Source organism: Streptomyces gossypii (assembly GCF_025165795.1).
GTDB lineage: Bacteria > Actinomycetota > Actinomycetes > Streptomycetales > Streptomycetaceae > Streptomyces > Streptomyces gossypii.
In genome coordinates this window covers 251494-275584 of the sequence record NZ_JAJAGO010000010.1, presented here as the reverse complement: position 1 = coordinate 275584, position 24091 = coordinate 251494, and the positions used below count along the sequence as shown (strand labels likewise).

The 24091-nt window shown below is 71.3% G+C and carries 19 protein-coding genes; 8 read left to right on the top strand and 11 right to left on the bottom strand.

Annotation, left to right across the window (positions count from 1 at the left end; translation table 11 throughout):
- Positions 1–118 precede the first annotated feature (118 nt).
- From LHJ74_RS22290 to LHJ74_RS22270, 5 genes are all read right to left on the bottom strand, one after another.
- Positions 119–2452, bottom strand: coding sequence for a putative bifunctional diguanylate cyclase/phosphodiesterase (locus LHJ74_RS22290; RefSeq protein ID WP_446033489.1), 2334 nt, complete (start codon positions 2450–2452; stop codon positions 119–121).
- Between the two features lie 270 nt (positions 2453–2722).
- Positions 2723–4984 (bottom strand): NAD-dependent DNA ligase LigA, encoded by a 2262-nt coding sequence (gene ligA / locus LHJ74_RS22285; RefSeq protein ID WP_260219910.1) that lies wholly within the window; start codon positions 4982–4984, stop codon positions 2723–2725.
- Positions 4985–5024: 40 nt separating this feature from the next.
- Entirely contained in the window at positions 5025–5990 is a 966-nt protein-coding gene (locus LHJ74_RS22280; RefSeq protein ID WP_375546804.1) for a methionine synthase, read from the bottom strand.
- Between the two features lie 151 nt (positions 5991–6141).
- Complete coding sequence (locus tag LHJ74_RS22275; protein ID WP_260219908.1) at positions 6142–6840, bottom strand: SDR family oxidoreductase; 699 nt, start codon at positions 6838–6840, stop codon at positions 6142–6144.
- Between the two features lie 25 nt (positions 6841–6865).
- Entirely contained in the window at positions 6866–7390 is a 525-nt protein-coding gene (locus LHJ74_RS22270; RefSeq protein ID WP_260219963.1) for an LOG family protein, read from the bottom strand.
- Positions 7391–7409: 19 nt separating this feature from the next.
- Between LHJ74_RS22270 and LHJ74_RS22265 the strand changes: the two genes are divergently transcribed.
- Positions 7410–9398: an NAD-binding protein gene (locus tag LHJ74_RS22265; RefSeq protein WP_260219907.1), complete on the top strand. Its 1989-nt coding sequence runs from the start codon at positions 7410–7412 to the stop codon at positions 9396–9398.
- Between the two features lie 29 nt (positions 9399–9427).
- On the opposite strand, the gene LHJ74_RS22260 is transcribed toward LHJ74_RS22265, so the two are convergent.
- A complete protein-coding gene (locus LHJ74_RS22260; protein ID WP_446033488.1) occupies positions 9428–11062 on the bottom strand; it encodes a glycine/sarcosine N-methyltransferase in 1635 nt (544 codons plus the stop codon).
- Between the two features lie 382 nt (positions 11063–11444).
- Here LHJ74_RS22260 and LHJ74_RS22255 point away from each other — a divergent pair, with 382 nt between their 5' ends.
- Positions 11445–11939, top strand: coding sequence for a Dps family protein (locus tag LHJ74_RS22255; RefSeq protein ID WP_260219906.1), 495 nt, complete (start codon positions 11445–11447; stop codon positions 11937–11939).
- Between the two features lie 173 nt (positions 11940–12112).
- Here LHJ74_RS22255 and LHJ74_RS22250 read toward each other — a convergent pair whose 3' ends face one another.
- Positions 12113–13408 (bottom strand): hypothetical protein, encoded by a 1296-nt coding sequence (locus tag LHJ74_RS22250; RefSeq protein ID WP_260219905.1) that lies wholly within the window; start codon positions 13406–13408, stop codon positions 12113–12115.
- 179 nt (positions 13409–13587) lie between these two features.
- Here LHJ74_RS22250 and LHJ74_RS22245 point away from each other — a divergent pair, with 179 nt between their 5' ends.
- Positions 13588–14766 (top strand): cysteine desulfurase family protein, encoded by a 1179-nt coding sequence (locus tag LHJ74_RS22245; protein ID WP_260219904.1) that lies wholly within the window; start codon positions 13588–13590, stop codon positions 14764–14766.
- Positions 14767–14790: 24 nt separating this feature from the next.
- Here the strand turns inward: LHJ74_RS22245 and LHJ74_RS22240 are convergent, their stop codons facing one another.
- Positions 14791–15525 (bottom strand): N-acetylmuramoyl-L-alanine amidase, encoded by a 735-nt coding sequence (locus LHJ74_RS22240; protein WP_375546798.1) that lies wholly within the window; start codon positions 15523–15525, stop codon positions 14791–14793.
- 247 nt (positions 15526–15772) lie between these two features.
- On the opposite strand from LHJ74_RS22240, the gene mnmA reads away from it, so the two are divergent.
- Positions 15773–16930 carry a tRNA 2-thiouridine(34) synthase MnmA gene (mnmA, locus tag LHJ74_RS22235; RefSeq protein ID WP_260219903.1) on the top strand — a complete coding sequence of 386 codons (1158 nt, stop codon included), beginning with the start codon at positions 15773–15775 and terminating at the stop codon, positions 16928–16930.
- Positions 16931–16979: 49 nt separating this feature from the next.
- Positions 16980–17648 (top strand): TetR/AcrR family transcriptional regulator, encoded by a 669-nt coding sequence (locus LHJ74_RS22230; protein WP_260219902.1) that lies wholly within the window; start codon positions 16980–16982, stop codon positions 17646–17648.
- On the opposite strand, the gene LHJ74_RS22225 is transcribed toward LHJ74_RS22230, so the two are convergent.
- A complete protein-coding gene (locus LHJ74_RS22225; protein ID WP_260219901.1) occupies positions 17645–18535 on the bottom strand; it encodes an alpha/beta hydrolase in 891 nt (296 codons plus the stop codon). The two genes, LHJ74_RS22230 and LHJ74_RS22225, sit on opposite strands and share 4 nt — an antisense overlap.
- 122 nt (positions 18536–18657) lie before the next feature.
- Between LHJ74_RS22225 and LHJ74_RS22220 the strand changes: the two genes are divergently transcribed.
- Complete coding sequence (locus LHJ74_RS22220) at positions 18658–19416, top strand: TIGR03086 family metal-binding protein (RefSeq protein WP_260219900.1); 759 nt, start codon at positions 18658–18660, stop codon at positions 19414–19416.
- Between the two features lie 25 nt (positions 19417–19441).
- Here LHJ74_RS22220 and LHJ74_RS22215 read toward each other — a convergent pair whose 3' ends face one another.
- Together LHJ74_RS22215 and LHJ74_RS22210 are read right to left on the bottom strand one after the other, a co-directional pair.
- Positions 19442–20275, bottom strand: coding sequence for a thioesterase family protein (locus tag LHJ74_RS22215; RefSeq protein ID WP_260219899.1), 834 nt, complete (start codon positions 20273–20275; stop codon positions 19442–19444).
- A gap of 24 nt (positions 20276–20299) precedes the next feature.
- Positions 20300–20872 (bottom strand): cupin domain-containing protein, encoded by a 573-nt coding sequence (locus LHJ74_RS22210; protein ID WP_260219898.1) that lies wholly within the window; start codon positions 20870–20872, stop codon positions 20300–20302.
- 47 nt (positions 20873–20919) lie between these two features.
- Between LHJ74_RS22210 and pdxR the strand changes: the two genes are divergently transcribed.
- The gene (gene pdxR / locus LHJ74_RS22205; protein ID WP_260219897.1) at positions 20920–22395 is read left to right on the top strand and encodes a MocR-like pyridoxine biosynthesis transcription factor PdxR; all 1476 of its coding nucleotides are present in this window, start codon (positions 20920–20922) and stop codon (positions 22393–22395) included.
- A 158-nt stretch (positions 22396–22553) separates the two neighbouring features.
- Positions 22554–24011 (top strand): aldehyde dehydrogenase family protein, encoded by a 1458-nt coding sequence (locus tag LHJ74_RS22200; RefSeq protein ID WP_260219896.1) that lies wholly within the window; start codon positions 22554–22556, stop codon positions 24009–24011.
- Positions 24012–24091: the final 80 nt, after the last annotated feature.

The following is a 24091-nucleotide window of genomic DNA, read 5'->3' as shown; positions in this document are numbered from 1 at the left end:
GTCCTCGTAGTGGGCTACTCGGACGCTGCGACAACGCAGCAGATGCGCGTGCCAGCCGCCGCCAGCAAGGCGGGATGTGTCAGACAGGCCCTAGCGCCGCGTCCGGCACGAGTGCCGGTCAGGTGACCGGCTGGTCCGCGCCCTCCTCCGTCGGGGCCGGGACCGGCGGCCCCGGTTCCGGAGCAGGCAGCTGGGCGGGTGGCGGCGGCGCTGGAAGCGACGGCGGAGACGGGGGCGAGGGCTGGACCGGAGCGCGCCCTCCCTCGCGGGAGCGGAGCCAGGCGGTGGCCTCCGCCGGCGGCATCGCCGCCGCGACGAGCCAGCCCTGCACCGCGTCACAGCCCAGATCCCGCAGCCGCTCCCAGGTCTCGTCGTCCTCCACTCCCTCGGCCACCACCAGCAGCCCCAGGGAGTGCGCGAGGTCGAGCGTGCAGCGGACGATCTCCGCGTCCTCCGCGTCGACCGCGAGCCGGGCGACGAACGACCGGTCGATCTTCAGCTCACTCACCGGCAGCCGCCGCAGGTGCACGAGGGAGGAGTAGCCGGTACCGAAGTCGTCGAGCGACATCTTCACCCCGTGCCCGGTCAGGCCGGCGAGGGTGTCCGCGGCCCGCTGAGGGTCCTCCAGCAGGACATGCTCGGTGATCTCCAGCTGCAGGGCGCCCGGCGGCACGCCGTGCCGGGCCAGCCGGGCGGCGACCGAGCCGGCGAAGCCGGGAGAGTGCACGTCACGCGGTGAGACGTTGACCGCCACCGGCACGATGAGCCCGCTGGCACGCCACCGGGCGACCTGGGCGAGCGCGGTCTCCAGCACGTACTCCGTCAGCCGGGGCATCAGTCCGGAGGTCTCGGCGATGGCGATGAACTCGTCGGGCGGCACCTTCCCGCGCTCGGGGTGTGCCCAGCGCACCAGTGCCTCCAGCCCGGCGACCCGGCCGTCGAAGCCCACCTTGGGCTGGTAGTGCAGCTCGACCTCGCCCGCGTCGAGGGCCCGCCGCAGATCCGCCAGCAGGCCGAGCCGGTCGGGGGTGTTGCTGTCCCGCGCCGCCTCGTAGACCTCCACGCCCGTACGGTCGCGCTTGGCCTCGTACATCGCGACATCCGCGCGCTGGAGCAGGCCCTCGGCCTCGGCCGCGTGGTCGGGGAAGACGGCGACGCCCGCGCTGGCCTCCAGCACCAGCGTCAGTCCGTCCAGATCCAGGGGGGAGCCCAGCGCCGCGACCAGGCTCCGTGCGACCCGCTGCGCGCTCGTCGTGGATCCGGTGACCGGCAGGAGCACCGCGAACTCGTCGCCGCCGAGCCGTGCCGCCTCGGCGCCGCGGGGCAGCACCTCCCGGAGCCTGTCCGCTATCTGCAACAGCAGCCGGTCGCCCGCGAGATGGCCGAGCGTGTCGTTGACCGAACGGAAACGGTCCAGGTCGATCAGGATGAGCGCCGACCTCTCCCCCGCCCGGTCCGCCTCCTCCAGCGCCGCCCAGGCGCGCTCCATCAGCCACAGCCGGTTGGGCAGACCGGTGAGCGGGTCGCGCAGCTGCTCCTCCGCGCGGGCGCGGGCCATCCACAGCGTGGAGTCGAGCGCGATCAGCGGCACCGCGAACAGCGGCAGCAGCAGCGGCGTGTCGACCGCGACCACCACGATCAGCGGGGAGATGCCCAGCAGTGCGACGGCGACCAGTGCCTGCCGCACCAGCGCGGTGCGGGCGACGGTGGTCAGCGGGACGCTGCGCCCCGGGTAGGCGTACCAGAGCAGCGCCCGGGTGAGCAGCAGGTATGTGCACGCGGCCACGACGATCTCGGGCAGCGCGGACGCATCCCAGGAAGCCGGATCCCAGGGGGTCTCGACCGAGGCACGGGTGCCGAAGCCGAGGAGGGTGAGGGTCGAACCGCCGATGCCCGCGATGTCGATCGCGCAGTGCAGCAGTGCCTGCCGCCAACGATGCCGTCGTGCGGCACCGACGAGTAAGACGACGGCGAGGGAGACGAGGACGGCGGGCATCCAGCCGTAGAGCAGCAGGATGGCCAGGGTGAGGGCGGCTCCCGAGCCGGTGCCGCTCCACCAGCGATCCGGGCCCAGTGCGACCAGATGACCGACGACGATGCCGGTCAGCAGGGCGAACGACCAGCCCTCGGTGCCGTCGGGGAAGAGCGCGCGCTGCTCGCCGAGTACGCGGTACACAGCGGCGGCGAGGACGAGCGCGGCCACTGCGGCGATCACCACGGGCAGGCCGGGCACCCGCACCGACACCAGCCGCTGCAGCCACGGCGCCCGGCTCGCGCCGGGTACCGCCCTGTCGTCCGCCCGAACGGCGTCGGGTGGCCGTCCGGTACCTTGCTGCCGCTGCGGTGCGGACCGGGAAACGGCTCCGTTCACCGTCCCGGCCCGGGGGGAAGCCGCTGACGACTGCGGCGTCCCCGGGGAGAATGCAGCGTCGGCACCGCGGGGTTCCTGCATGCCCGTCCCTCTCACCACGTCCGCACCTGACGCCGCCACGACAGGCTCACCCTTCAACAGTAGGCCGGGGATTGCCTGCTGGGCAGCGATCGGCCGTGGTTGCCTCAATGCGATCTGGCCTTCGACGGTCATCTGCTATGCGCCGTACGGGTGCTGTACACGTATCAGACGGCTTGTGTGGCCGCCCGTCTCCGGAGGCCAGCGGCACCGCCCGGGCCTCTCCTGGCCCGCCGCAGCGGGCGGACCAGGGCCGTTCGAGGGTGCCCGGGACTATTCGGGTGGCGCCAGCGCGACGTCGCGGGCGGCTTCCGGACCCTGTTCCAGAAGGACGGTGAAACCGTCGTCATCCAGAATCGGGACCTTGTGCTGCACCGCCTTGTCATATTTCGAGCCAGGATTGTCGCCGACGACGACGAATGCGGTTTTCTTGGAAACGGACCCTGTCACTTTCGCGCCCACTTTCTGCAGGGCTTCCTTCGCTCCGTCCCTGGTGTGCGACTGGAGCGTCCCGGTCACCACCACGGCGAGGCCCTCCAGCGGACGCGGGCCCTTCTCACCCTCCGGCTGCTCCTCCTCCATCCGGACTCCGGCCGCCCGCCAGCGCTCGACGATCTCCCGGTGCCAGTCCTCGGCGAACCACGCCTTCAGCGAGGCCGCGATCGTCGGCCCGACGCCGTCGGCCGCCGCAAGCTCCGACTCGTCCGCCTCCGCGATGCGGTCCAGCGAGCGGAACTCCCGCGCCAGCGCCTCCGCCGCGACCGGGCCGACATGACGGATCGACAACCCGGTGATGATGCGGGCGAGCGGGCGCCGCTTGGCCGCCTGGATGTTCTCCAGCAGGGCCAGGGTGTTCTTCTTCGGCTCGCCCTCCTTGTTGGCGAAGAAGGTGACGACCTTCTCCTCGCCCGTCTCCGGATCGCGCTTGGGCAGGCCGCTGTCCTGGTCGAGGACGTGGGAGCGGATGGGGAGCAGCTGCTCCACCGTCAGCTCGAAGAGCCCGCCCTCGTCCATGAGCGGAGGCTCGGCGGGCTCCAGCGGCTGGGTCAGCGCCGTCGCCGCGACATAACCGAAGTGCTCGATGTCCAGGCACTTGCGACCGGCCAGATAGTAGATCCGCTCCCGCAGCTGCGCCGGGCAGAACCGGGCGTTGGGGCAGCGCAGGTCGATGTCGCCTTCCTTCATCGGGCGCAGTGCGGTGCCGCAGTCCGGGCATTCGGCGGGCATCTCGAACTCCCGCTCGCTGCCGTCCCGCAAGTCCGCGACCGGGCCGAGGATCTCCGGGATGACGTCCCCGGCCTTCCGGAGCACCACCGTGTCCCCGATGAAGACGCCCTTGGACTTCACCACCTGCTGGTTGTGCAGCGTGGCGAACTCGACCTCGGATCCCGCGACCGTCACTGGTTCCACCACGGCGTAGGGCGTGACCCGGCCGGTGCGGCCGACACCGACCCGGATGTCGGTCAGCTTGGTGTTGACCTCCTCCGGCGGGAACTTCCAAGCGATGGCCCAGCGTGGTGCCCGGGAGGTGGAGCCCAGCCTCCCCTGGAGCGGGATCTCGTCGAGCTTGACGACGACGCCGTCGATCTCGTGCGCGACGGAGTGACGGTTCTCCCCGTAGTAGGCGATGAACTCCCGCACCCCGGCCAGACCTTCGACCACCTTGGTGTGCCGGGAGGTCGGCAGGCCCCACTCACCCAGCAGCTCGTACGCCTGCGAGAGGCAGTCGATGTCGAAACCCTCGCGAGCGCCGATACCGTGCACCACCATGTGCAGCGGGCGGCTCGCGGTGACTCTCGGATCCTTCTGGCGCAGCGAGCCCGCTGCGGCGTTGCGCGGGTTGGCGAAGGGTTTGTCCTCCGCCTCCACCAAGCGCGCGTTCAGCTCCTCGAAGCGCTCCATGGGGAAGAAGACCTCGCCCCTGACCTCCACCAGCGCCGGAATCCGCTCGCCCCGCAGGCGCTCCGGGATGTCCCCGATGGTGCGGATGTTGGGCGTGATGTCCTCGCCCGTACGCCCGTCGCCGCGGGTCGCCGCGCGGGTGAGGCGCCCGTGCTCGTAGGTCAGGTTGACCGCGAGGCCGTCGATCTTCAGCTCGCACAGGAAGTGGTGCTGCTCGACGCCCTCCAGCTCGCGGGCGATGCGGTCGCCCCAGGTCTCCAGCTCCGCCGCGTCGAAGGCGTTGTCCAGCGAGAGCATCCGGTCGCGGTGGGCTACCTCGGTGAACTCCGTCTGGTACTGCCCCGCCACCTTCTGGGTGGGTGAGTCGGGCGTACGCAGCGGGGGGTGCTCCTCCTCCAGTGCTTCCAGGGCACGCAGCAGCCGGTCGAACTCGGCGTCGCTGACGACCGGTGCGTCCTTGACGTAATACCGGAAGCGGTGCTCCTCGATCTGCTCGGCGAGGTGAGAGTGCTGCTCGCGCTTCGCGGCGGGAACCCCCGCCCCCGCAGAGCCGACCGGCGCCGAGCCACCCCTCTCCTCGTCCGCCTGCTGCCCGTGCGTCCGCTGCTCGTCCGCGTGCTGTGTGCCAGCCACCGTCTCGTCCTCCCTGCGGTCCGGGATGAACCGGAGATCATCAGTACTCAGGGTTGTCAGCGAGGGACCTCGCGGCCCGGACGCAGTGCGCGAGCGCGGCGTGGGCGTAACCGGGCGAGGCGCCCGCCAGCCCACACGACGGAGTGATCACCACCGACTCCGCGAGGAGTGCCGGTGACAGCCCCAGCCTGCGCCACAACGACCTGACACCCATGACGCTACCGGCCGGGTCTGACAACGCACCGGATTCGGGGTCCGCACCGGGGATGACACCGGCGAACAGTGCCAGACCGCCCTCGACCGCTTCCCCCATCATGTCGTCCTCACTCTCGGTGAGGAGCCCGAAGTCGAACGAGATCCCGGTGACGCCGGCTCGCCGCAGCAGTGCGAACGGCACCTGGGGCGCGCAGGAGTGGACGATGACGGGGCCGTCATGGACGGCGAACACCTCCCGGAGGGCCCCCTCCACCACGGACCGGTCCACGGCGTCGTACGTGCGGTAGCCGCTGGCGGTGCGCACCGTGCCGCGCAGTACGGCGGTCAGCGACGGCTCATCCAGCTGGAGCACCGGCTGCGCTCCGGGCACCCGCCGCCGCAGGTCCGCCAGATGCGCCCGCAGGCCCTCCGCCAGCGACGCGGTCAGATCCCGGCAGGCACCCGGGTCACCGAGCATCGCCTCGCCGCCGCGCCGCTGGAGCGCGGCGGCCAGCGTCCACGGTCCGACGACGGAGACCTTCAGCGCGCCCCGGTACCCCTGGGTGAACTCCTCCAGGGCGTCCAGGTCCTCACGCAGCCAGGAGCGGGCCCGGCGGGTGTCCCGGCCGGGCCGGTCGCTCAGCCGCCAGCCGCTGGGCTCCAGCTGGACGTACAGCTCGGCCAGCATCCCCGCCGTACGGCCCGTCATGTCCGCTCCCGGGCCGCGTGCGGGCAGCTCCGGCAGGTACGGGAGTGCCTCCAGCGTTTCCGTGATGGCCTTCGCGGCCTCGCGTGTGTCGCCGCCCGGCATCGACCCGATCCCGGTCGCGGCGGCCGTACCCCAGCTGAAACTGCCCTGTTCCGTCACCCGGCAAGCGTAACGACCTGGTGCACGATAGCCAGTGGATCAGGTCGTAAGGGCGCACGGCGGCGCGCCCGCACCGGAAGGCCGGGCACCGGCGTCAGGCGCCGGGCCGCACGCTCAGATCCGTGATCTCGGCGCCGGGCGGCAGGTCCAGCGCCGTGAGCAGCGTCGTCGCCACCGACTCCGGGCTGAGCCAGCTGGACGGGTCGTACTCCTTGCCCTCCTGCCGGTGCACCTTCACCTGCATCGGGGTCGCCGTACGCCCCGGGTAGACCGAGGTGACGCGGACGCCGCTGCCGCTCTCCTCCGCCCGCAGCGCGTCGGCCAGCGCCTTGAGACCGTGCTTGCCCGCGGCGTACGCGCCCCAGTCGGCGTTGGCGCGCAGACCTGCGCCGGAGTTCACGAAGACGACGTGCCCCCGCGAGGAGCGCAATTGCGGAAGCAGCAGCCTGGTCAGCTCGGCGGGCGCGACCAGGTTCACCGCCAGCGTGGTGTTCCACACCTTCGGGGTCAGCTCGCCGACGGGGCCCAGGTCCACCACTCCGGCGATGTGCTGAAGTGAGTCCAGCCTGTCGGGCAGTTCCTGGTGGCTCAGGGCCCAGGAGAGCCGCTCCGGATCGGCGAGGTCGCCGACGAGCGTGCGGGCGCCCGGGAAGGACTCCCGCAGTTCCCTGGCGCGGCCCGCGTCACGCGCGAGGAGCCAGAGTCCGTCACCGCGCTCCAGCAGGCGCCGCGCCACGGCGGCGCCGATGCCGGAGCCCGCGCCGGTGATCAGGTGTGTCGTAGGTGCAGCCATGAGGCCATCGTGCCTCACACGCCGGTCACCCGCCGAGGGCGGTGATCGCCTCCTGCGCGTCCGCGGCGAAGGTGACCAGGTCGGTGAGCGGCACGGGCAGGAAACGCTCCGCATCCATCCGCAGCATCTGCTGCTGCAACCCGTCGTAGAAGCCTGCCGTGTTGAGCACCACGACGGGCTTGCGGTGCATGCCGTGCTTCTTCAGCTCCAGGATGTCGGTGGCCTCATCCAGCGTGCCGGTGCCGCCGACCATCACGACCACCGCGTCCGCGTGCTGCAGCATCAGCGCCTTGCGCTCGGCGAGATCCCTCGCGATGATCATGTCGTCGGTTTCGGCCCGTGCCTTGTGCTGGAGGAACTCCACCGACACACCGATGAGCCTTCCGCCCGCGCCCTGCACGCCGTCCGCCACCACCTTCATCAGGCCGACGTCGGAGCCGCCCCACACCAGGGCGTGCCCGCGCTTGCCGATAAGCTCGGCGAACTCGCGGGCAGCCGCCGTGTAGACCTCGTCGAGGTCCGCGGCGGAGCAGAAGACACAGATGTTCAAAGGGGTGTCCGAGGCGTCCATGGTAAGCAGCCTAGGCGGAATCCGCAGGCGCCGCCCCCACATGGTCGTGTGCGGTGACAACGCGCTGTCGCAGCGGCTCTCCAAGGAGCTGACGACGGTCTACGGGCAGCATGTAACCGTGATCCTGCCGTCGTTGCGGGGCGGTGACCATGGTCCGCAGATCGCCGCGCTGGTGGGCTCCCCTGAGCTGTCCGTACGGGCGGTGGAGGCGCAGGTGCCCGACGACGCGGCGTTGCGTGAGGCCGGTATCGAAGACGCCGCCGCGCTCGCGCTCACCTCGGGCGACGACCAGCTGAACATCCACATCGCGCTGCGTGCCCGCCGGATGAACCCGCGGCTGCGGCTGGTCATCCGGATGTACAACCGCACACTGGGCAGTTACCTGGAGAACCTCCTGGACCGGGCCGCCGAGGTCAACCACCCTGATCTCGACCAGTCGGAGATAGACGCCTCCACCACGGTGCTGTCCGACGCGGACACCGCGGCGCCCTCGCTGGTCGCCGCCGCGGTGGTCGGCAGCGACAAGATCGTGTCCGCCGACGGCCTGTTGCTGCGGGCCAAGGAGCGCACTCTCGGCGCGATCGGCTCCCGGAGCGGCAGGCGCCCGCTGTGCACGCTGGCGCTGCTGCCCGACACCTCCGGGCCGGGTCCGGAGGCGGGCGAGGGCGACACCGAGGAGGAGTCGGAGGGGACCGGCGGGCCCGTACTGCTGCCGGACGAAGCCGACCTGACGGGGCTTCCGGGGCGGCGCGGCGCCGTCGTGCTGGAGGCGATCACGCGGCGCCCGCAGCCGGGGGCCGGCACACGGAGCCTGCCCCGGCTGCTGCCCTTCCAGCCGCTCAAGGAGCTGTTCTCGCGGCGGCTGCGCTACGCGGTGGCCGCGATGGGCGCCGTGGTGGCGGCGCTGGCCGCGGCCAACTGGTGGATGCGCGGCGGGAGTCCGGTGCACGCGGCGTATGTGGTCCTGCTCGACTTCTTCGCCATCAACGATCCCAAGGTGGATGAGCCGTCGGACGAGCAGATCCTCCAACTGCTCTCCGGAATGGCCGGACTGATGATGCTGCCGCTGCTTCTGGCAGTGGTGCTGGAGAGTTACGGCGCCTTCCGCAAGGCCGCCTCGCTGCCCGATCCGCCGCGCGGGCTGTCCGGCCATGTGGTGCTGCTGGGCCTGGGCAAGGTGGGCACCCGGGTGCTGGACCGGCTGCTGGAACTGGGCATTCCGGTGGTGTGCATCGAGCGCGACGACGAGGCACGCGGCATCGCGCTGGCGCGCTCCCGGCGGGTGCCGACACTGATCGCGGATGTGACGGACAACGACGTGCTGGAGGCGGCGAAGATCAAGCGCAGCCGCGCCCTGCTCGCCCTCACCAGCGACGATGGGACCAATCTGGAGGCGGTGCTCTACGCCCGGCAGGTGAAGCCCGAACTGCGGGTCGCCATGCGGCTGTTCGACGACGAGTTGGCCGCCACGGTCTACCGCACGCTCCGCGACACCTATCCGCTCGCCCAGACTCGCAGCCGCTCCGTATCCGCGCTGGCGGCTCCGGCCTTCGCGGGTTCGATGATGGGGCGTCAGGTGCTCGGGGCGATTCCGGTGGGCCGTCGCGTGCTGGTCTTCGCGGCCGTGGACGTACGCGGCAACCCGCTGCTGGAGGGCCGTACGGTCGCCGAGGCGTTCCGGGCGGGGACCTGGCGGGTGCTTGCGCTGGATGTGGCGCGGCCGGGCCAGCGGCGGGCGGATCTGTCATCCCTCTCACCGGACTCAACAGGGCCTGCGGGTGAGCTGGAGTGGGGGCTGCCCCCGGGGTACGTCATGCGGCCGGGTGACCGGATGGTGGTCGCCGCGACCCGGCGGGGGCTCGGTGCGCTGCTGGCGGCCGGTCCCGCGCCCTCGCCCATCCCGGGCCCGCCCCGGGTGCCGGGTCCGCCCCGGGTGCCGGGCCCGCCCCGGGTGCCGGGCCCGCCGCCACCCCCGGTCAACGGGTGACGGCGGGCGCACGGGCCCGAAGTGGCTCCCTAGCGCACGAAGTGAAAGATGCCCCAGGTCAGGTGGTGCTCCTGGCCGCCGTGCACCCAGTCGCGGAGGCCCTTCTTCATGCGGGTGAGGTAGTCCGCGCTGACCTTGCCGCCCAGACCGTCGGCCTCCTGCCGCTCGGTCTCCTCCAGCACTCTTCCGTAGTGCCTGGCCACCTGCTCGCGGTGCTCCTCGAAGCCGCCCTCGCCCACCTCGGTGAAGCCCAGCCGGGCCAGTTCACGGCGGTAGAAGTCCGGTGAGCCCAGGTCGTCGAGATGGATGCGGTCCAGGATCGGCCTCAGCACGTCGGTGGGGCAGCCGTCGACCGCCATCGGGTCGGTGAAGATCAGCTCACCGCCCGGGCGCAACACCCGTGCCACCTCCTCCAGCACCCGGTGCCGGTCACCGCTGTGCAGGAAGGCGTCCTGGGACCAGACGACGTCGACGCTGTCGTCGGGATAGGGGATGCTCTCGAACGAGCCGTCGACGACCTCGATGGCGCCGGTCAGCCCGCGCTCGGCGTTGAGCGTGCGATGCCGCTCGTTCTCCACCTCGCTGAGGTTGAGCGCCAGGACCCGGCAGCCGTGCTTCTCGGCCAGGTGGCGTGCGGAGCCGCCGTAACCGGAGCCCAGGTCCAGGACGATGGAGCGCTCGGTCAGCGACAGCTTCGACGCCATACGCTCGACGGTGCGGTGACTGGCGTCGACGATGGGCTCGTCGGCCCGCTCGTACAGGCCGACGTGGATGTCCTCGCCGCCCCACACCGAGGCGTAGAAGGTGTCGGCATCCGAGGAGTTGTAGTAGCTGCGGGCCGTGGAGACCGCCGCCGAGTGCCCGTCCTCACCCTCCTCCATGATGTACGCCTTCTCCGCCACATGGACGTAGAAATCTGGCTGCTCATCGCGGTAGGTGTGCTGGAAGTCGCCGTACGTCTCGACCCGCTGGAATCCCACATCCGTCATCAGCTGACGTGTGTAGTCTTTACGCAGCGGAAACATGTTGAGGTGGTACACGGAATCGTCCGCGAAACTGTACCGCATACGGCACAGCCCCTCATCCATGTATTCCGGTTCCACCGCGACATCCTCGCCGCAGTAGTAGTAGATGTGCTTGCTGGAGAAGCCGCGGTCCAGGATCGTGTCGTAGTTCCGCTGGTCCAGGATGAGCACTCCGTCATGCTTCAGCATGGCGTAGAACTCGGCGAGCGCCTTTCGTCGGTCACTCTCCGAGAAGAGGTGCGTGAAAGAGTTTCCGAGACAGACGATCGCGTCGTATTCACCATGCACGTCGCGATTCAGCCAACGCCAGTCCGCCTGGACTACACGCAGAATGTGGTCCCCGTACTTGACCCCGTTCGAGAACGCCTGCGCCAGCATCTCGGCGCTTCCATCGGCACTCACGGTCTCGAAGCCCGCCTCGAGCAGCTGCACCGAGTGGAATCCGGTGCCCGTCGCCACGTCGAGCACGCTCTTCACGCCCCGCTTGCGCAGCAGGTCGATGAAGAAGTTACCCTCGCTCTGACTCCTCTTCTCCCAGTCGATGAGCGAGTCCCACTTCTCCACGAAGCTGGGTACATATTCCTCGGTGTAATGCCCTGTTTCCCGGACGTCTACCGGGTTGTCTCCAAATTCCTGCACCGGTCGCGCTGAAATGATGAAACCTCCGGTTGTCGAGTCGGTGGTCTCCGCAATGCGCGGGCACCCCGAGTCTGCGGAGGATTACGGGGAACCACGCATGGGCTCCATCGCATCACTATCCACGGGGAGCGGTAGTCATGCCACCGAATCTCTGATCACACCTGGCCATTGACGTCAAATGCGCGCTCGACCAGCGCATTCTTCGTCCAGAATTTTTCTGCGCTGCAAGAACGACAATTCGTCGCAATAGCCTACGAACAGGCGGTGATCGTCGAACCCCTCTTGCGGCACGCAGTGCCACGGATGCACAGCAGGCGCGATGCGGCGCGCGGCGGTACCGTAGGGGTGCGAACGGGTGCACTCGAGAGAAAGTGAACTAATCGTGACATACACGGTGAAGAGCACACTCCCCGACCATGACCTCAAGGTCGTGGGCGAGGCGCTCCAAGGCGAGTTGGTGGACCTCGTGGACCTCTCCCTTCTCGCCAAACAGATCCACTGGAACATCGTGGGCCCGCGTTTCCGTTCCATCCATCTCCAGCTCGACGAAGTCGTCACCCTCGCGCGCCGTTATTCGGACACGGTTGCCGAGCGCGCCGCGGCACTCGGTATCCCCCCGGACGGACGGACCTCGACGGTAGCCGCGGGAACTGCGGTCGGCACGGTCAATGAAGGCTGGCTGCAGGACACGGTGGCGGTCGCCACGATGGTCGCCGCCCTGTCCTCCTCCATCGGAAAGGCCCGCGAACGGATGACGGCCGTCGGCAGGGTGGACTCGGCTACGGAGGACATCTTCATTAGCCTCACCCTCGAACTGGAGAAGCAGCACTGGATGTTCCAGGCCGAGAACGTCAGCTCGGATCAGCGTCTCGCGTAGAACGCCACCCGTACGGCAAAGCCGTATGCAGGGATAACACGGCGCGAGGGGTGTTTCCCGTATGCGCCGGAATCCAGACCGAACGCGGCGGTCGAACTGGAGCGCGACCGGAAGAAGGCAGAAGAAGGCCCCCGACGGGACGAAACCGGCGGGGGCCTTCTCGCGGAGATGTGTCAGTAGCCGGGCGGAGGGCCCGGCGGGGGCGGCGGGACTACCGGGGGGCCATGGGCAGCAGGCGGGCCGTGCTGGGGCGGCGGCGGGTACGGCTGGGCGTAGTGCGGCGGCGGGTGCTGCCGCTGGGGCTGCTGATACTGGGGGGCCTGTTGGTAGGGCGGCGGATACTGCAGGTACGGCGCCGGGTGCTGCTGGTACGGGACGGCCTGGCCGTATGCCTGCGGCTGATACGGCTGATACGGCTGGGCGTACTGCTGGTGGGGGCCCGCGTGCGGGTCGTACGGGTCCAGCTCCACGGTCAAGGGAGTGAACGGAACCTCCTCGGGCCCCTCGGGTGTCACCGGCGTGCCCGGGCGCACACCCAGCGCGAGGACCGCCAGTCCGCCGACCAGCGTCAGCAGGAGCTCCACCTTCCTCATCAGATCCGGCATCCGAGCGCGCTCGTCCAGCTCGAAGAGCCTCTCCGAGTCGGCGTACTGCCACAGCGTGGTGACGGCTTCCGGCAGCACCGCCAGGACCACGCCGAACGCGAACCCCCGCGCGGACACCCGCCGGTTGGCTGCCAGCGAAACCCCGACGGCACCGATCACGGCGAGCATCGTCCACCGCCAGGCGGGAGCGACGTCCAGCAGCTGGAGCACCGCGTGTTCTCCGAGGAAGTACTGCCGCCAGGTCTCGCCACCGCTCTCGGCGGCTGTGTGGATGTTCCAGCCGATCCCGTACGCCGTCATGATGCCGAGGCACACGGCGATGACGACGGCTCCGGCCTTGGTGGGAAGCTGCGGCGACTCGGACGGCAGCGGCGGCTCCGGCGACGGCTCGTACGGGTTCGGGGCGGGTGGCCACTCCTGCCTGCCCGCCAGCAGCACGACGGCCAGCACACCAGTGAAGACCGCCACCCAGCCGCAGCTGATGAGCGCGGCGTCCAGCGAGGCGTCGTCGAAGAAGCCCTGAACCGTGTACCAGGGTGAGGACTCCTCGTGCGACGCCGCGTGCCAGATCACCGGCACCCGGTAGGCGAAGGTCAGCGCACAGGTCACCGCCAGCAGTCCGCCCGCCGATCCGGCGGCGGTGAACGCGGCGAAGGCCGCGGCGAGCTGCAGCAGGCCGAGCCCGGCATCGCCTGCGCTGGTGGCGGGCATGCTGTCCATCGCCGCGCTGGGCGCGGACCTTGTCCACAGATCCCAGATACCGCCCGTACCCTGCTCGAACAGGTCGTAGAGCACCCAGGTCCAGGTGTGCAGTGCGAAGAGCAGGCAGAAGATCCCACCCGTGATGCGTGCGTTCGTGCTCAACACCCGGACTCGTCCCACACCCACCGGCAACTCCCCCTCGCAACGCCGGTCGACCGGCGGGGCGACCCTAGCAAGCCGGTCTGGCACACGGCGCTACGGCGTGCGCCAGACCGTTACGGGGCACGAACCCCACGCGCCCCGCCGTGCGCCCCCCTAAGGCTCGTAGAATCGGAAACATCATGGCTGATTCCGCCTACTTCGATCACGCTGCCACCACGCCCATGCTCCCCGAGGCGGTGCGCACGATGACCGCCCACCTGGGCGTCACCGGCAATGCCTCCTCGCTGCACGGCGCGGGGCGGCGGGCCCGCCGTACCGTCGAGGAGGCCCGGGAGGCCCTCGCCGCGGCGCTCGGCGCCCGGCCCAGTGAGGTGGTGTTCACCAGCGGCGGCACCGAATCCGACAATCTCGCGGTCAAGGGACTGTACTGGTCGCGCCGGGCCGCCGACCCCGCCCGTACGCGGGTGCTGGCCAGCCCCGTCGAGCACCACGCGGTGCTGGACGCGGTCTACTGGCTCGCGGACCACGAGGGGGCCGTCGTGGAGTGGCTGCCGGTGGACACCTACGGGAGGGTCCACCCGGAGGCGCTCCGCGAGGCGATCGCCCGCGACCCCTCGAATGTGGCCCTGGTCACCGCGATGTGGGCGAACAACGAGATCGGCACCATTCTCCCCGTCGCCGAACTCGCGGCTGTCGCCGCCGAGTCCGGCATCCCGATGCACGCGGACGCGGTGCAGGCGGTCGGGCAGCTGCCCGTCGACTTCGCCGCCTCCGGACTGGCCGCGCTCACCCTGACCAGCCACAAGATCGGCGGCCCGTACGGCGTGGGTGCCCTGCTGCTGGGCCGTGAGTACGCGCCCACGCCCCTGCTGCACGGCGGTGGCCAGGAGCGCGACGTACGGTCCGGCACACTGGACGTGCCCGCCGTCGCCGCGTTCGCCACGGCGGCCGGGCTGGCTGAGGAGCGGCGCGCCGGCTTCGCCGCCGACGTCGGCGGCCTGCGCGACGCGCTGATCGACTCCATACGCAAGGTCGTGCCGGAGGCCGTCCTCAACGGCGACCCGGATCCGGCCGGGCGGTTGCCCGCCAACGCGCACTTCTCCTTCCCCGGCTGCGAGGGCGACTCGCTGCTGCTCCTGCTCGACGCGCAGGGGATCGCGTGCTCGACAGGGTCAGCCTGCACGGCGGGGGTGGCACAGCCCAGCCATGTGCTGCTGGCCGCCGGAGCCGATCCGGAACTGGCGCGCGGCACCTTGCGGTTCTCGCTCGGGCACACCTCCACGGAGGCCGAGGTGGCGGCGCTGGCCGAGGCCATCGGACCGGCGGTGGACCGGGCACGGTCGGCGGGACTGACCTGACTCGCCTGGCCCGGTCGGTGGCGCTCAGCTCTCCCGGCGCTGGTTCAGCTCCGCCCGCACGAGAGCCAGATAGCGCTCCCAGTCCCAGTGGGGCCCCGGGTCCGTGTGGTCCGCGCCCGGGACCTCATGGTGCCCGATGATGTGCTCCCGGTCGGCGGGGAAGCCGTACCGCTCGCAGATGTCCGCCGCCAGTTTCGCCGAGGCCGCGTACATGGGACCGGTGAAGTCCTCCGGCTGGTCGACGAATCCCTCGTGCTCGATGCCGATGCTGCGCTGGTTGTAGTCCCGGTTACCCGCGTGGTAGGCGACATCCAGTTCCCGGACCATCTGCGCGACCTGTCCGTCCCCGGTGCGCACCACGTAGTGCGCCGCCGCGCCGTGCGCAGGGTCCTGGAAGACCTTGAGCGCGATCGCGTAGCTGCCCTGGATGACGTGGATGACGATCCGGTCGATGGTGAAGTCGTCCGGGCGGTCGGCCCGCCGCCAGTTCGCGCCGTCAGCTGCCACCCACTGGGCGGTCCGGTAGTCGACGGCGCCGGGCGTCCGCGGCTTCTCATTCCCCGGCAGCCGCCACCACCAGCGCGAGAGCGCGTCCCGCGCCGCGTACCCGGCAACGGCGAGGGCCGCGGCGCTGCCGCCGCCGATCAGCAGAGCACGCCTGCTGACGCCACCGCTGCCGTCGCGCGCGGTGCCGCCGCCGCGCCTTCCGGCAGGCGCTCCGCCCGGTGCGGCCGACGACCCGCCCGCCCCGTCCCGCACCCCTGCTTCCCCCGGCCCGGACCCCGTCGGTCCTGGTTCCTCCGGTCCTGGTTCCTCCGGTTGGGGCCGCGTCTGGTGCCGCACGTGTCTCCCGTCGCGTGTGCTCGCCTGCCTCCGGTGCTCTCCGGTCCGGCGACGGAACAACGCGCACGGTGCGGTCTCCGGTTCCCCGGCGAGGAGCACGGCACCGGCCCCGCTCACGGGCGTACCGGAGAAGAGAAGCGCGGCACCGTACTCTGGAGGGGTTATGGATGCCACTCCCGCCGCCGTGCCGCCCGAGCCCGCCACCCGCCTCCGTGTCCTCGCCGCCATGTCCGGCGGGGTCGACTCCGCCGTCGCCGCCGCCCGGGCCGCCGCGGCGGGCCATGACGTGACGGGCGTGCATCTCGCGCTCTCCGCCAACCCGCAGTCCTTCCGTACGGGCGCCCGCGGCTGCTGCACGGTCGAGGATTCTCATGACGCCCGCCGCGCCGCCGACGTGATCGGCATCCCCTTCTACGTCTGGGATCTCGCCGAGCGCTTCCGCGAGGACGTGGTGGAGGATTTCGTCGCCGAGTACGAGGCGGGGCGCACGCCCAATCCCTGTCTTCGCTGCAACGAGAAGATCAAGTTCGCGGCGCTGCTCGACAAGGCGCTGGCACTCGGCTTCGACGCGGTGTGCACGGGCCACTACGCCACCGTGGTACGGGGTGCCGACGGGGCCCGCGAGCTGCACCGGGCGAGCGACGAGGCCAAGGACCAGAGCTATGTGCTCGGGGTGCTCGACCAGCGGCAGCTGGCGCACGCGGTGTTCCCGCTCGGTGACACGCTCACCACCAAGGACGAGATCCGGGCCGAGGCGGAGCAGCGCGGGCTGGCGGTGGCCCGCAAGCCGGACAGCCACGACATCTGCTTCATCGCCGACGGCGACACCCAGGGGTTCCTGGCGGATCGCCTGGGCAGCTCGGAGGGCGAGATCCTGGACGAGTCGGGCGCCAGCCTGGGCACCCACGACGGCGCGCACGGCTTCACCATCGGCCAGCGCAAGGGGCTGCGCATCGGGCACCCGGCGCCGGACGGCAAGCCGCGCTACGTGCTGGACATCTCACCGGTGGACAACACCGTGACCGTCGGCCCCGCCGAGTCTCTCGACGTCTCGGCCCTCACCGCCGTCCGGCCGCGCTGGTGCGGCACGGCCCCGGCCGCGCCCGGCCGCTACACGGCCCAGATCCGCGCGCACGGCGGCGAGATCGAGGTCATCGCCGAGCCGGGTGAGGACGAGTTGCGGGTGCGCTTCGCGGAGCCGATGCGCGGGGTGGCGCCCGGCCAGGCGATCGTGCTCTACGACGGCACCCGTGTCGTCGGTTCGGCGACGATCGCGACGACGGAGCGGACCAGGCCGCTGGCCTCCCAGTCCGGAGTGTGAGGCGCGAGGCCGGAGCGGACGCGGGCAGACGGGGAAGGGACACCGCCGGATGACGGACACAGGCACACCGGTACCGGCGGAGGCCGCCCGTACGGACCGCCGGGTCGAGCGCGGGAACCAGACGCGCCAGCTGATCCTGCGCAGGACGGTCGACATCGCCTCGGTGGAGGGGCTGGCAGGGCTGTCCCTGGGGCGGCTCGCGGGTGAGCTGAAGCTGAGCAAGAGCGGTGTCTTCGCGCTCTTCGGCTCCAAGGAGGAGCTTCAGCTCGCGACGGTCCGTGCGGCGAAGCGGGTGTACGTCCAGCATGTGGTGCAGCCCGCGCAGGAGGAACCGCCCGGCATCGGCCGGGTGCTGACGCTGGCGGAGAGCTGGATCCGCTACTCGGAGGAGCGGGTCTTCCCGGGTGGCTGCTTCTTCCACTCCGTCTCGGCCGAGTTCGACGCCCGCCAGGGCCCGGTGCGGGACGCGATCGCCACGGCCCGCCGGGAGTGGATCGCCTACATCGAGCAGACGATCGAGGAGGCGCGGGAGGCCGGTGAGGTCGGGCCGGACACCGAGGTGGCCCAGCTCGCCTTCGAGATCCTCGCCTTTCTGGAGACGGCGAACGCCGACTCCGTCCTGCACGACGACCCCGCCTCGTACGGGCGGGCCCGCGCGGCGATCCGCAGTCGGCTGACCGGCTGCGCCACCGACGCGTCACTGCTGCCACAGCCCTAGGGTCGGTTGGCTGCGGCCTCAGAGCCCGAGAGGACGGCTGCGGGGCCGATGAACTCCAGGGCCGCGCCGAGGACTTCGGGATCACCGAGGATGCGGCGGTGCCCGAGGCCGTGCGTGGTGATGAGGCGGGCGCGGGTGTCGCCGTACGCCAGTAGCATTCTGCGGGACTGCTCGAAGTGCACCGTGTCGTCGTCGGCGTCATGAATCAGCAGCAGGCGGGCGTGCGTCGCCTCGGGCTGGTAGGTAGCCGAGAAGCGGGTCCATATGTCCGGCTCACCGGGGAAGAGCCGGGTTTCGATCTGGCGGCGCAGCTCCGTCCCGATCCGTGGGCGCAGGCGCAGGATCGCGCAGAACTCGTCGGCGAGAAAGCCGAATTCGGCGACGCCGCTGAGGGCGACGACCCGCGCGGCGTGCACGCCGGAGTGCAGCGCCCTGAAGGTGCCCAGGACTCCGAGCGAGTGCGCCACGATGGCCTCGAAGTCCCCGTACCGCCCGTGCAGCCGACCGATGATCTCCTGGTAGTCGAGGACGGTGGTGCCGCGGCCGGTGGAGGCGCCGTGCCCGGGGGCGTCGAAGGTGAGGGGGCTGTAGCCCGCCTGCAGCAGACCGGGCACGAAGGCCGTCATGCGTGAGCCCCGCGATCGCCAGCCGTGCACGAGCAGCACTGGCCGTTCCCCGCTCCCCCATCGATGGGTCACCACCTCCCGGCCGCCCAGCCGCAGCCGCCCTGTCGTCGCCTCGGCCAGCAACCGGGCCTCGGCGGGCCGTACCGCGCTGCGGGCCAGTGCCAGCGGGAAGAGGCGGGAGGCTCCGTAGCCCGCGAGCCGCGGCGTCACCAGGGACGTGCCGTTGAGGGCCGTACGAACGAGTGCTTTGGCGGGATCCATCTTGGGGCTCCTCCGGGTGGGGCGCGGATGCGCGGGCGTGTTCCGGGATCGTGATGAGTGATAAAGTAGCACGATCGTTCGCACACTTTTCAAGGCCGAACAGTGCCACCGAGGAGGAGCAGATGCCTCACCCTTACGAGAGCGGCGCCGGAACCGGAAGCGTCCTCCGGGGCGGACCGAACGCACACTTCAAGCGCGAACTGGACGAGCTGATCGACAGGCAGCTGCTGCCGTGTGAACCCCCCGCCGCGGAAGGGCACCCCATGGACATCGTCGAACTCGACCGGATCGCCGTACGGGAGTCCCTGCGGATCGTCTCGGCCGCGCGGGCCGCGGACTGGGACCGCCCCACCCCCTGCCGCGAATGGACGCTGCGTGGCCTCGTCTCCCATATGGCGGGCCAGCACCGTGGGTTCGCGGCTGCTGCCCGGGGTGAGAGGGCCGATCTCGAGGTCTGGCAGGACGCAGCGCTCGGCGCCTCACCGGGCGAGGTCTACCGCGCCTCGGCGCAGGACGCACTCGACGCGTTCGGCGAACCGGGGCTGCTCCAAAGGGAGTTCTGGCTCCCTGAGATCCGCCCCACCGGCTCTTTCCCCGCCGGCACCGCAGTGGGCTTCCACTTCATCGACTACGTCGTGCACTCCTGGGACGCAGCCGCCGCGCTGGGCCGCACAGTCGACTTCCCCGAGAACGTGCTGGAGGCGGCGCTGCGCGTCGCGGCACAGGTGCCCGACGGCGAGTCGCGCCAGACGCCGGGCACGGCCTTCGCCCCGTCGCTGCCCGTAGCGGCCGATGCCCCGCTGCTGGACCGCACTCTCGCCCTCCTCGGCCGCGACCCGGGGTGGGCCCCTGCCCGGAGGCCCGCCGAGCAGCGCCGGTGAACAGCGCCGGTGAAGAGGACCGGTTTCAGGACCCGTCGCGCAGCGGGCGGGCCAACTGCCGGGACTGGGCGACAAGTCGGTCCGCCGAGTCCCAGACCTCGGCGTCCTCCTCCAGGAACCCGCCCGCCAGATTGCGGGTGCTGAGGGCAACCCGCAGCGGGCCGGGAGCCGGGAACGCCCGTACGTGGACCGTCAGTTCGACGGTCGGCACCCAACCGCCCAGCCCCAGGTCGAAGGCGGTGGGCGGCAGCGAGTCGACAGCCAGCAGCAGGGCGAGCGGGTCCGGCGCCCGCCCGTCGGCCAGCCCGAACCAGGCACGCACCTCGCCCCTCCCGGAGGGCTTGCCCAGCGCCCAGCCGACCGTGGCCGGGTCGAGCCGCATGTCGAGACGTGCGGCGATCGCCGGGGTGTCGGCTCCGCTCGGGTCGTGCTCGGTGCCGAAGCAGTGTTCGTACGGCGGGATCTGCGGGGGCTTGGCGCTGGTGCGGACGTCGTCCGGCAGCGCGTCCAGCGCGCCGTACGTCGCCAGCACGCGGACCCGCTCGACTTCGGTGCCGTCCGCGTCCGTCTGGAAGAGCGAGGCGGAGCCGGTGGAGAGGCTGCGGCCGGTGCGGGCGGTGTCCGTACGGATGACGGCCGGTCCGGCAACGGTCGCGGTCAGGTAGTGGGCACTGATGCTGAACGGGTCGGGGTGGGGCAGCGCGTCGGCGAGGGCACGGCCCAGGACGCCGAGCAGATAGCCGCCGTTGAGCGCGTGCCCTATCGCCCACCCGGCAGAGAGATCCGCGTCGTAGACGCCCGGCTCGCGTCGGCGTACGGCGGTGTCGCGGTCGAACTCGCTGAGAGTGGCGGCATGCATGGACAGCACGCTACACCGACTTTATTACTGTCGGGTAGACAGGGCTGCCGGGCCGTTCTCGGCGAGTGCGTCGCGCCAGACGGCGCTGTCCACATAGTGGTTGTCGTAGTGCTCCGAGGAGCCGCGGACGTCCTGGAAGGTGGCCTCGCCGTGGTGTACGCGCTCCAGCAGCCGGTAGTAGTCGAACCGGGCCATGCCCGGCGTGAAGACCACCAGCGCCTCGGCGGTACGACCCGGCGCGGGCGCGAAGGCGTGCGGCACCATCGGCGGGACGAACAGGAAGTCGCCCACCCCCAGGGTGTGCACCTGCTCTCCGGAGAGGATCCGCAACGAGCCGTCGAGCACGAGGAACATCTCGCCGGCCCGGGTGTGGAAGTGGGCGGGTGCTCCGGGGGATCCCTGCTGGAACGTGGCCCGGTTGGCGGTCAGGGCGCCGCCGGTGGCGCCGGAGTCGGCGAGCAGGGTGATGAGGCTGGTGGGGCCGTCGGCGAGTACCTCGGCATCGGCGGCGCGCACCAGCACCGGGGCGGTGGGCTGGGCGACGGCAGCAGAGGAGGCGGATACGGAGGCATCGGTGGTGTGGCTGTCGATCGTCATGAGTACGACGCTACGGCCGTGATAGACCTTGCGAGGGGTGCATTTTCATGACGGATTCATGGGTCAATACAGCGGAGCGGATCGGCCGTGATCTGCATCTGGAGCTGTCCGGTACGGGCGGTCGCCGTGCTGCCCTGATCCGCGCGCTGCGCGGCGCCGTCCGGGAGGGCCGGCTGGCCGCCGGCACCCGGCTGCCGCCGTACCGATCGCTCGCCGCCGATCTCGGCCTGGCCCGCAACACCGTCGCCGGGGCGTACGCGGAGCTGGTCGCCGAGGGCTGGCTGACCGCCCGGCAGGGCTCCGGCACCCGCGTGGCGGACCGCGCCGTGCCACTCCGCACGGGTGGCGTACCGAAGAAGCCAGCGGCTCACCCGGCCCGCCCGGCTGCCCCGCCCGCGCACAACCTGCGCCAGGGCCTGCCGGACGCCGCCTCCTTCCCGCGCGCCGACTGGCTCGCCGCCGCCCGTCGGGCGCTCAACGCCGCGCCCCACGAGGCGTTCGGGCCGGGCGACCCGCAGGGCCGCACCGAGCTGCGGCAGGCGCTGGCCGCCTATCTGACGCGGGTCCGAGGGGTGCGTACGGCGCCGGAGCGGATCGTCGTCTGCTCCGGCGTCGCCCACGCCATGCGGCTGCTGTTCGGCGGCGGGGTACTGCGCGGCCCACTGGGCGTGGAGGCGTACGGGCTCGGCTTCCACCGCTCGCTGCTGGCCGCCGCCGGTGTCCGCACGGTGCCGCTCACCGTCGACCAGGACGGTGCCCGTGTCGGGGAGCTGGCGAGCGCGCCGGGCGCGCGGGCGGCGCTGCTCACTCCGGCCCATCAGTTCCCGACGGGCGGGCCGCTGTCCGCGCCCCGGCGTACGGCCGTCGTCGACTGGGCCCGCGCGCACGACGGGCTGCTCCTGGAGGACGACTACGACGGGGAGTTCCGCTACGACCGCAAGCCCGTCGGCGCCGTGCAGGGGCTGGACCCGGAGCGCGTGCTGTATCTGGGCTCGGTCAGCAAGAGCCTCTCCCCCGCTATGCGCCTGGGCTGGATGGTGCTGCCCGAGCACCTCGTGGGCCCCGTGCTGGCGGCCAAGGGTGAACGGGAGGGGTGGGCCGGGGTGCTGGACCAGCTCACGCTTGCCGAGTTCATCGACTCCGGCTACTACGACCGCCACGTGCGCCGTACCCGCCAGCGCTACCGGTCGCGGCGCGACCAGCTCGTCGCCGCCCTCGTCGCCCGCGCTCCGCACATCGCCCCCACGGGCGTCGCCGCCGGCCTGCACGCCGTACTGCGGCTGCCGCCGGGCACCGAGCGCGCCACTGCCGAGGCCGCCGCCCGGCGGGGCCTCGCCGTGGACGCCCTCGCCGACTTCCGGCATCCGGACGCGGCGGGGTGCGGCGCCGACGGCCTGGTCGTCGGTTACGCGGCCCCGCCGGACCACGCCTACGGCGCGGCCCTGGACGCACTGTGCCGGATCCTGCCTGAGCCCGGAGGAGCTGTTGCCCCGCCCCAGCCGGGAGGAGACGGCTGCGCCTGATGCCGCCACTGCCGGCACGCCGGCGGCAGGTGCCGCACAGGCCCCTGGTCTTCGTCCCGAAACGGGGCCAACACCCCTTCCCCATACGTAACATGGGACATCACGACAGGACCTGTGCAGTGTGCTCTACAGCTGTGCGCTCGACGGAGAGGCAAGCCATGTCGTTTTTCTCGGAGCTGACCTTGCAGTACATCGCCGGTGAGTGGCGGCCGGGCTCCGGGTCCTGGGACATCATCGACTTCGACCCGTACAGCGGCGACAAGCTCGCCGCCGTCACGGTGGCCACGGTGGAGGAGGTGGACCAGGCGTTCCGCGCCTCCGAGCGTGCCCAGCCCGCATGGGCCGACTGCGGCGGTTACGCCCGCCGTGTGGTCTTCGAGCGCGTCATCCGGATGATCGACGACCGGGAGCAGGAGCTGCGGGACGCGATCATCCGCGAAGCGGGCAGCACCCACATCAAGGCCGAACTCGAACTGCAGCTCGCCAAGGAGTTCCTGCGCGAGTCGATCGCGCTGGCGATGCGCCCCACCGCGCGAATACTTCCCTCGCTGACGGACGGCAAGGAGAACCACCTCCACTGCGTACCGGTGGGCGTGGTCGCCGTCGTCAGCCCCTTCAACTTCCCGTTCCTGCTCTCCATCAAGTCGGTGGCCGCGGCCCTCGCCCTGGGCAACGGGGTGGTGCTCAAGCCGCACCAGACCACCCCGATCACCGGCGGCACGCTGCTGGCCCACCTCTTCGAGGAGGCGGGACTGCCGCCCGGCGTGCTGAACGTCGTGATCACCGACATCGCCGAGGTCGGGGACATCCTGCTCGAACACCCCGTGCCGAAGGTCATATCCTTCACCGGCTCGGACCGCACGGGGCGCCATGTCGCCACCGTCGCCACCGCGAACTTCAAGCGGCCGATCATGGAACTGGGCGGCAACAGCGCCCTGATCGTGCTGGACGACGCCGACATCGACTACGCGGTGGACGCCACCGTCTTCAGCCGGTTCGTCAACCAGGGCCAGGCATGCATGGCCGCCAACCGGATCCTGGTGCAGCGGGGGGTGGCCGAGGAGTTCACCGACAAGTTCGTCGCCCGCGTCCGCGCGCTCAAGGTCGGCGACCCCAAGGACCCCGCCACCCAGATCGGCCCGCTGATCAACTCCTCCCAGGCCGAGGCGGTGACGGCCGCCGCCGACCAGGCGCTGCGCGAGGGTGCCACCGCGCTGCTGCGGGGGCGTACCGACGGCTGTCTGGTGGAGCCGACCATCCTCACCGACGTGCCCACGCAATCAGCTGTGCTGCGGCAGGACATCTTCGGCCCGGTGGCGATCCTGCTGCCCTTCGACGAGGTGCAGGACGCGGTGCGGATCACCAACGACACACCGTACGGACTCGGCGGCGCGGTGCACACCGCGGACATCCAGCGCGGACTGGCGATCGCCCGGCAGGTGGACACGGGGATGTTCCACATCAACGACGGCACCGTCCACGACGAGCCCATCGTCCCCTTCGGCGGGGAGCAGAACTCCGGCATGGGGCGGCTGAACGGCGACGCGATGGTGGAGGCCTTCACCACCCAGCGGTGGATCTCCGTCCAGCACGGGCGGAGCAGCTTCCCCTTCTGAGCTGAGCCCGGACTGGCCCGCGCCCGGACCGTACAGACGCGAGAACTCCCCGCACCGCGCGCCCCGGAGGGCGCCGTACG

Bases quoted from the DNA above. Each gene is read 5' to 3' on its own strand.
- LHJ74_RS22290 (WP_446033489.1), bottom strand. From the start codon at position 2,452: ATGCAGGAACCCCGCGGTGCCGACGCTGCATTCTCCCCGGGGACGCCG.
- LHJ74_RS22280 (WP_375546804.1), bottom strand. From the start codon at position 5,990: ATGCCGGGCGGCGACACACGCGAGGCCGCGAAGGCCATCACGGAAACG.
- LHJ74_RS22275 (WP_260219908.1), bottom strand. From the start codon at position 6,840: ATGGCTGCACCTACGACACACCTGATCACCGGCGCGGGCTCCGGCATC.
- LHJ74_RS22265 (WP_260219907.1), top strand. From the start codon at position 7,410: ATGGTAAGCAGCCTAGGCGGAATCCGCAGGCGCCGCCCCCACATGGTC.
- LHJ74_RS22245 (WP_260219904.1), top strand. From the start codon at position 13,588: ATGGCTGATTCCGCCTACTTCGATCACGCTGCCACCACGCCCATGCTC.
- mnmA (WP_260219903.1), top strand. From the start codon at position 15,773: ATGGATGCCACTCCCGCCGCCGTGCCGCCCGAGCCCGCCACCCGCCTC.
- LHJ74_RS22230 (WP_260219902.1), top strand. From the start codon at position 16,980: ATGACGGACACAGGCACACCGGTACCGGCGGAGGCCGCCCGTACGGAC.
- LHJ74_RS22225 (WP_260219901.1), bottom strand. From the start codon at position 18,535: ATGGATCCCGCCAAAGCACTCGTTCGTACGGCCCTCAACGGCACGTCC.
- LHJ74_RS22220 (WP_260219900.1), top strand. From the start codon at position 18,658: ATGCCTCACCCTTACGAGAGCGGCGCCGGAACCGGAAGCGTCCTCCGG.
- LHJ74_RS22215 (WP_260219899.1), bottom strand. From the start codon at position 20,275: ATGCATGCCGCCACTCTCAGCGAGTTCGACCGCGACACCGCCGTACGC.
- LHJ74_RS22210 (WP_260219898.1), bottom strand. From the start codon at position 20,872: ATGACGATCGACAGCCACACCACCGATGCCTCCGTATCCGCCTCCTCT.
- pdxR (WP_260219897.1), top strand. From the start codon at position 20,920: ATGACGGATTCATGGGTCAATACAGCGGAGCGGATCGGCCGTGATCTG.
- LHJ74_RS22200 (WP_260219896.1), top strand. From the start codon at position 22,554: ATGTCGTTTTTCTCGGAGCTGACCTTGCAGTACATCGCCGGTGAGTGG.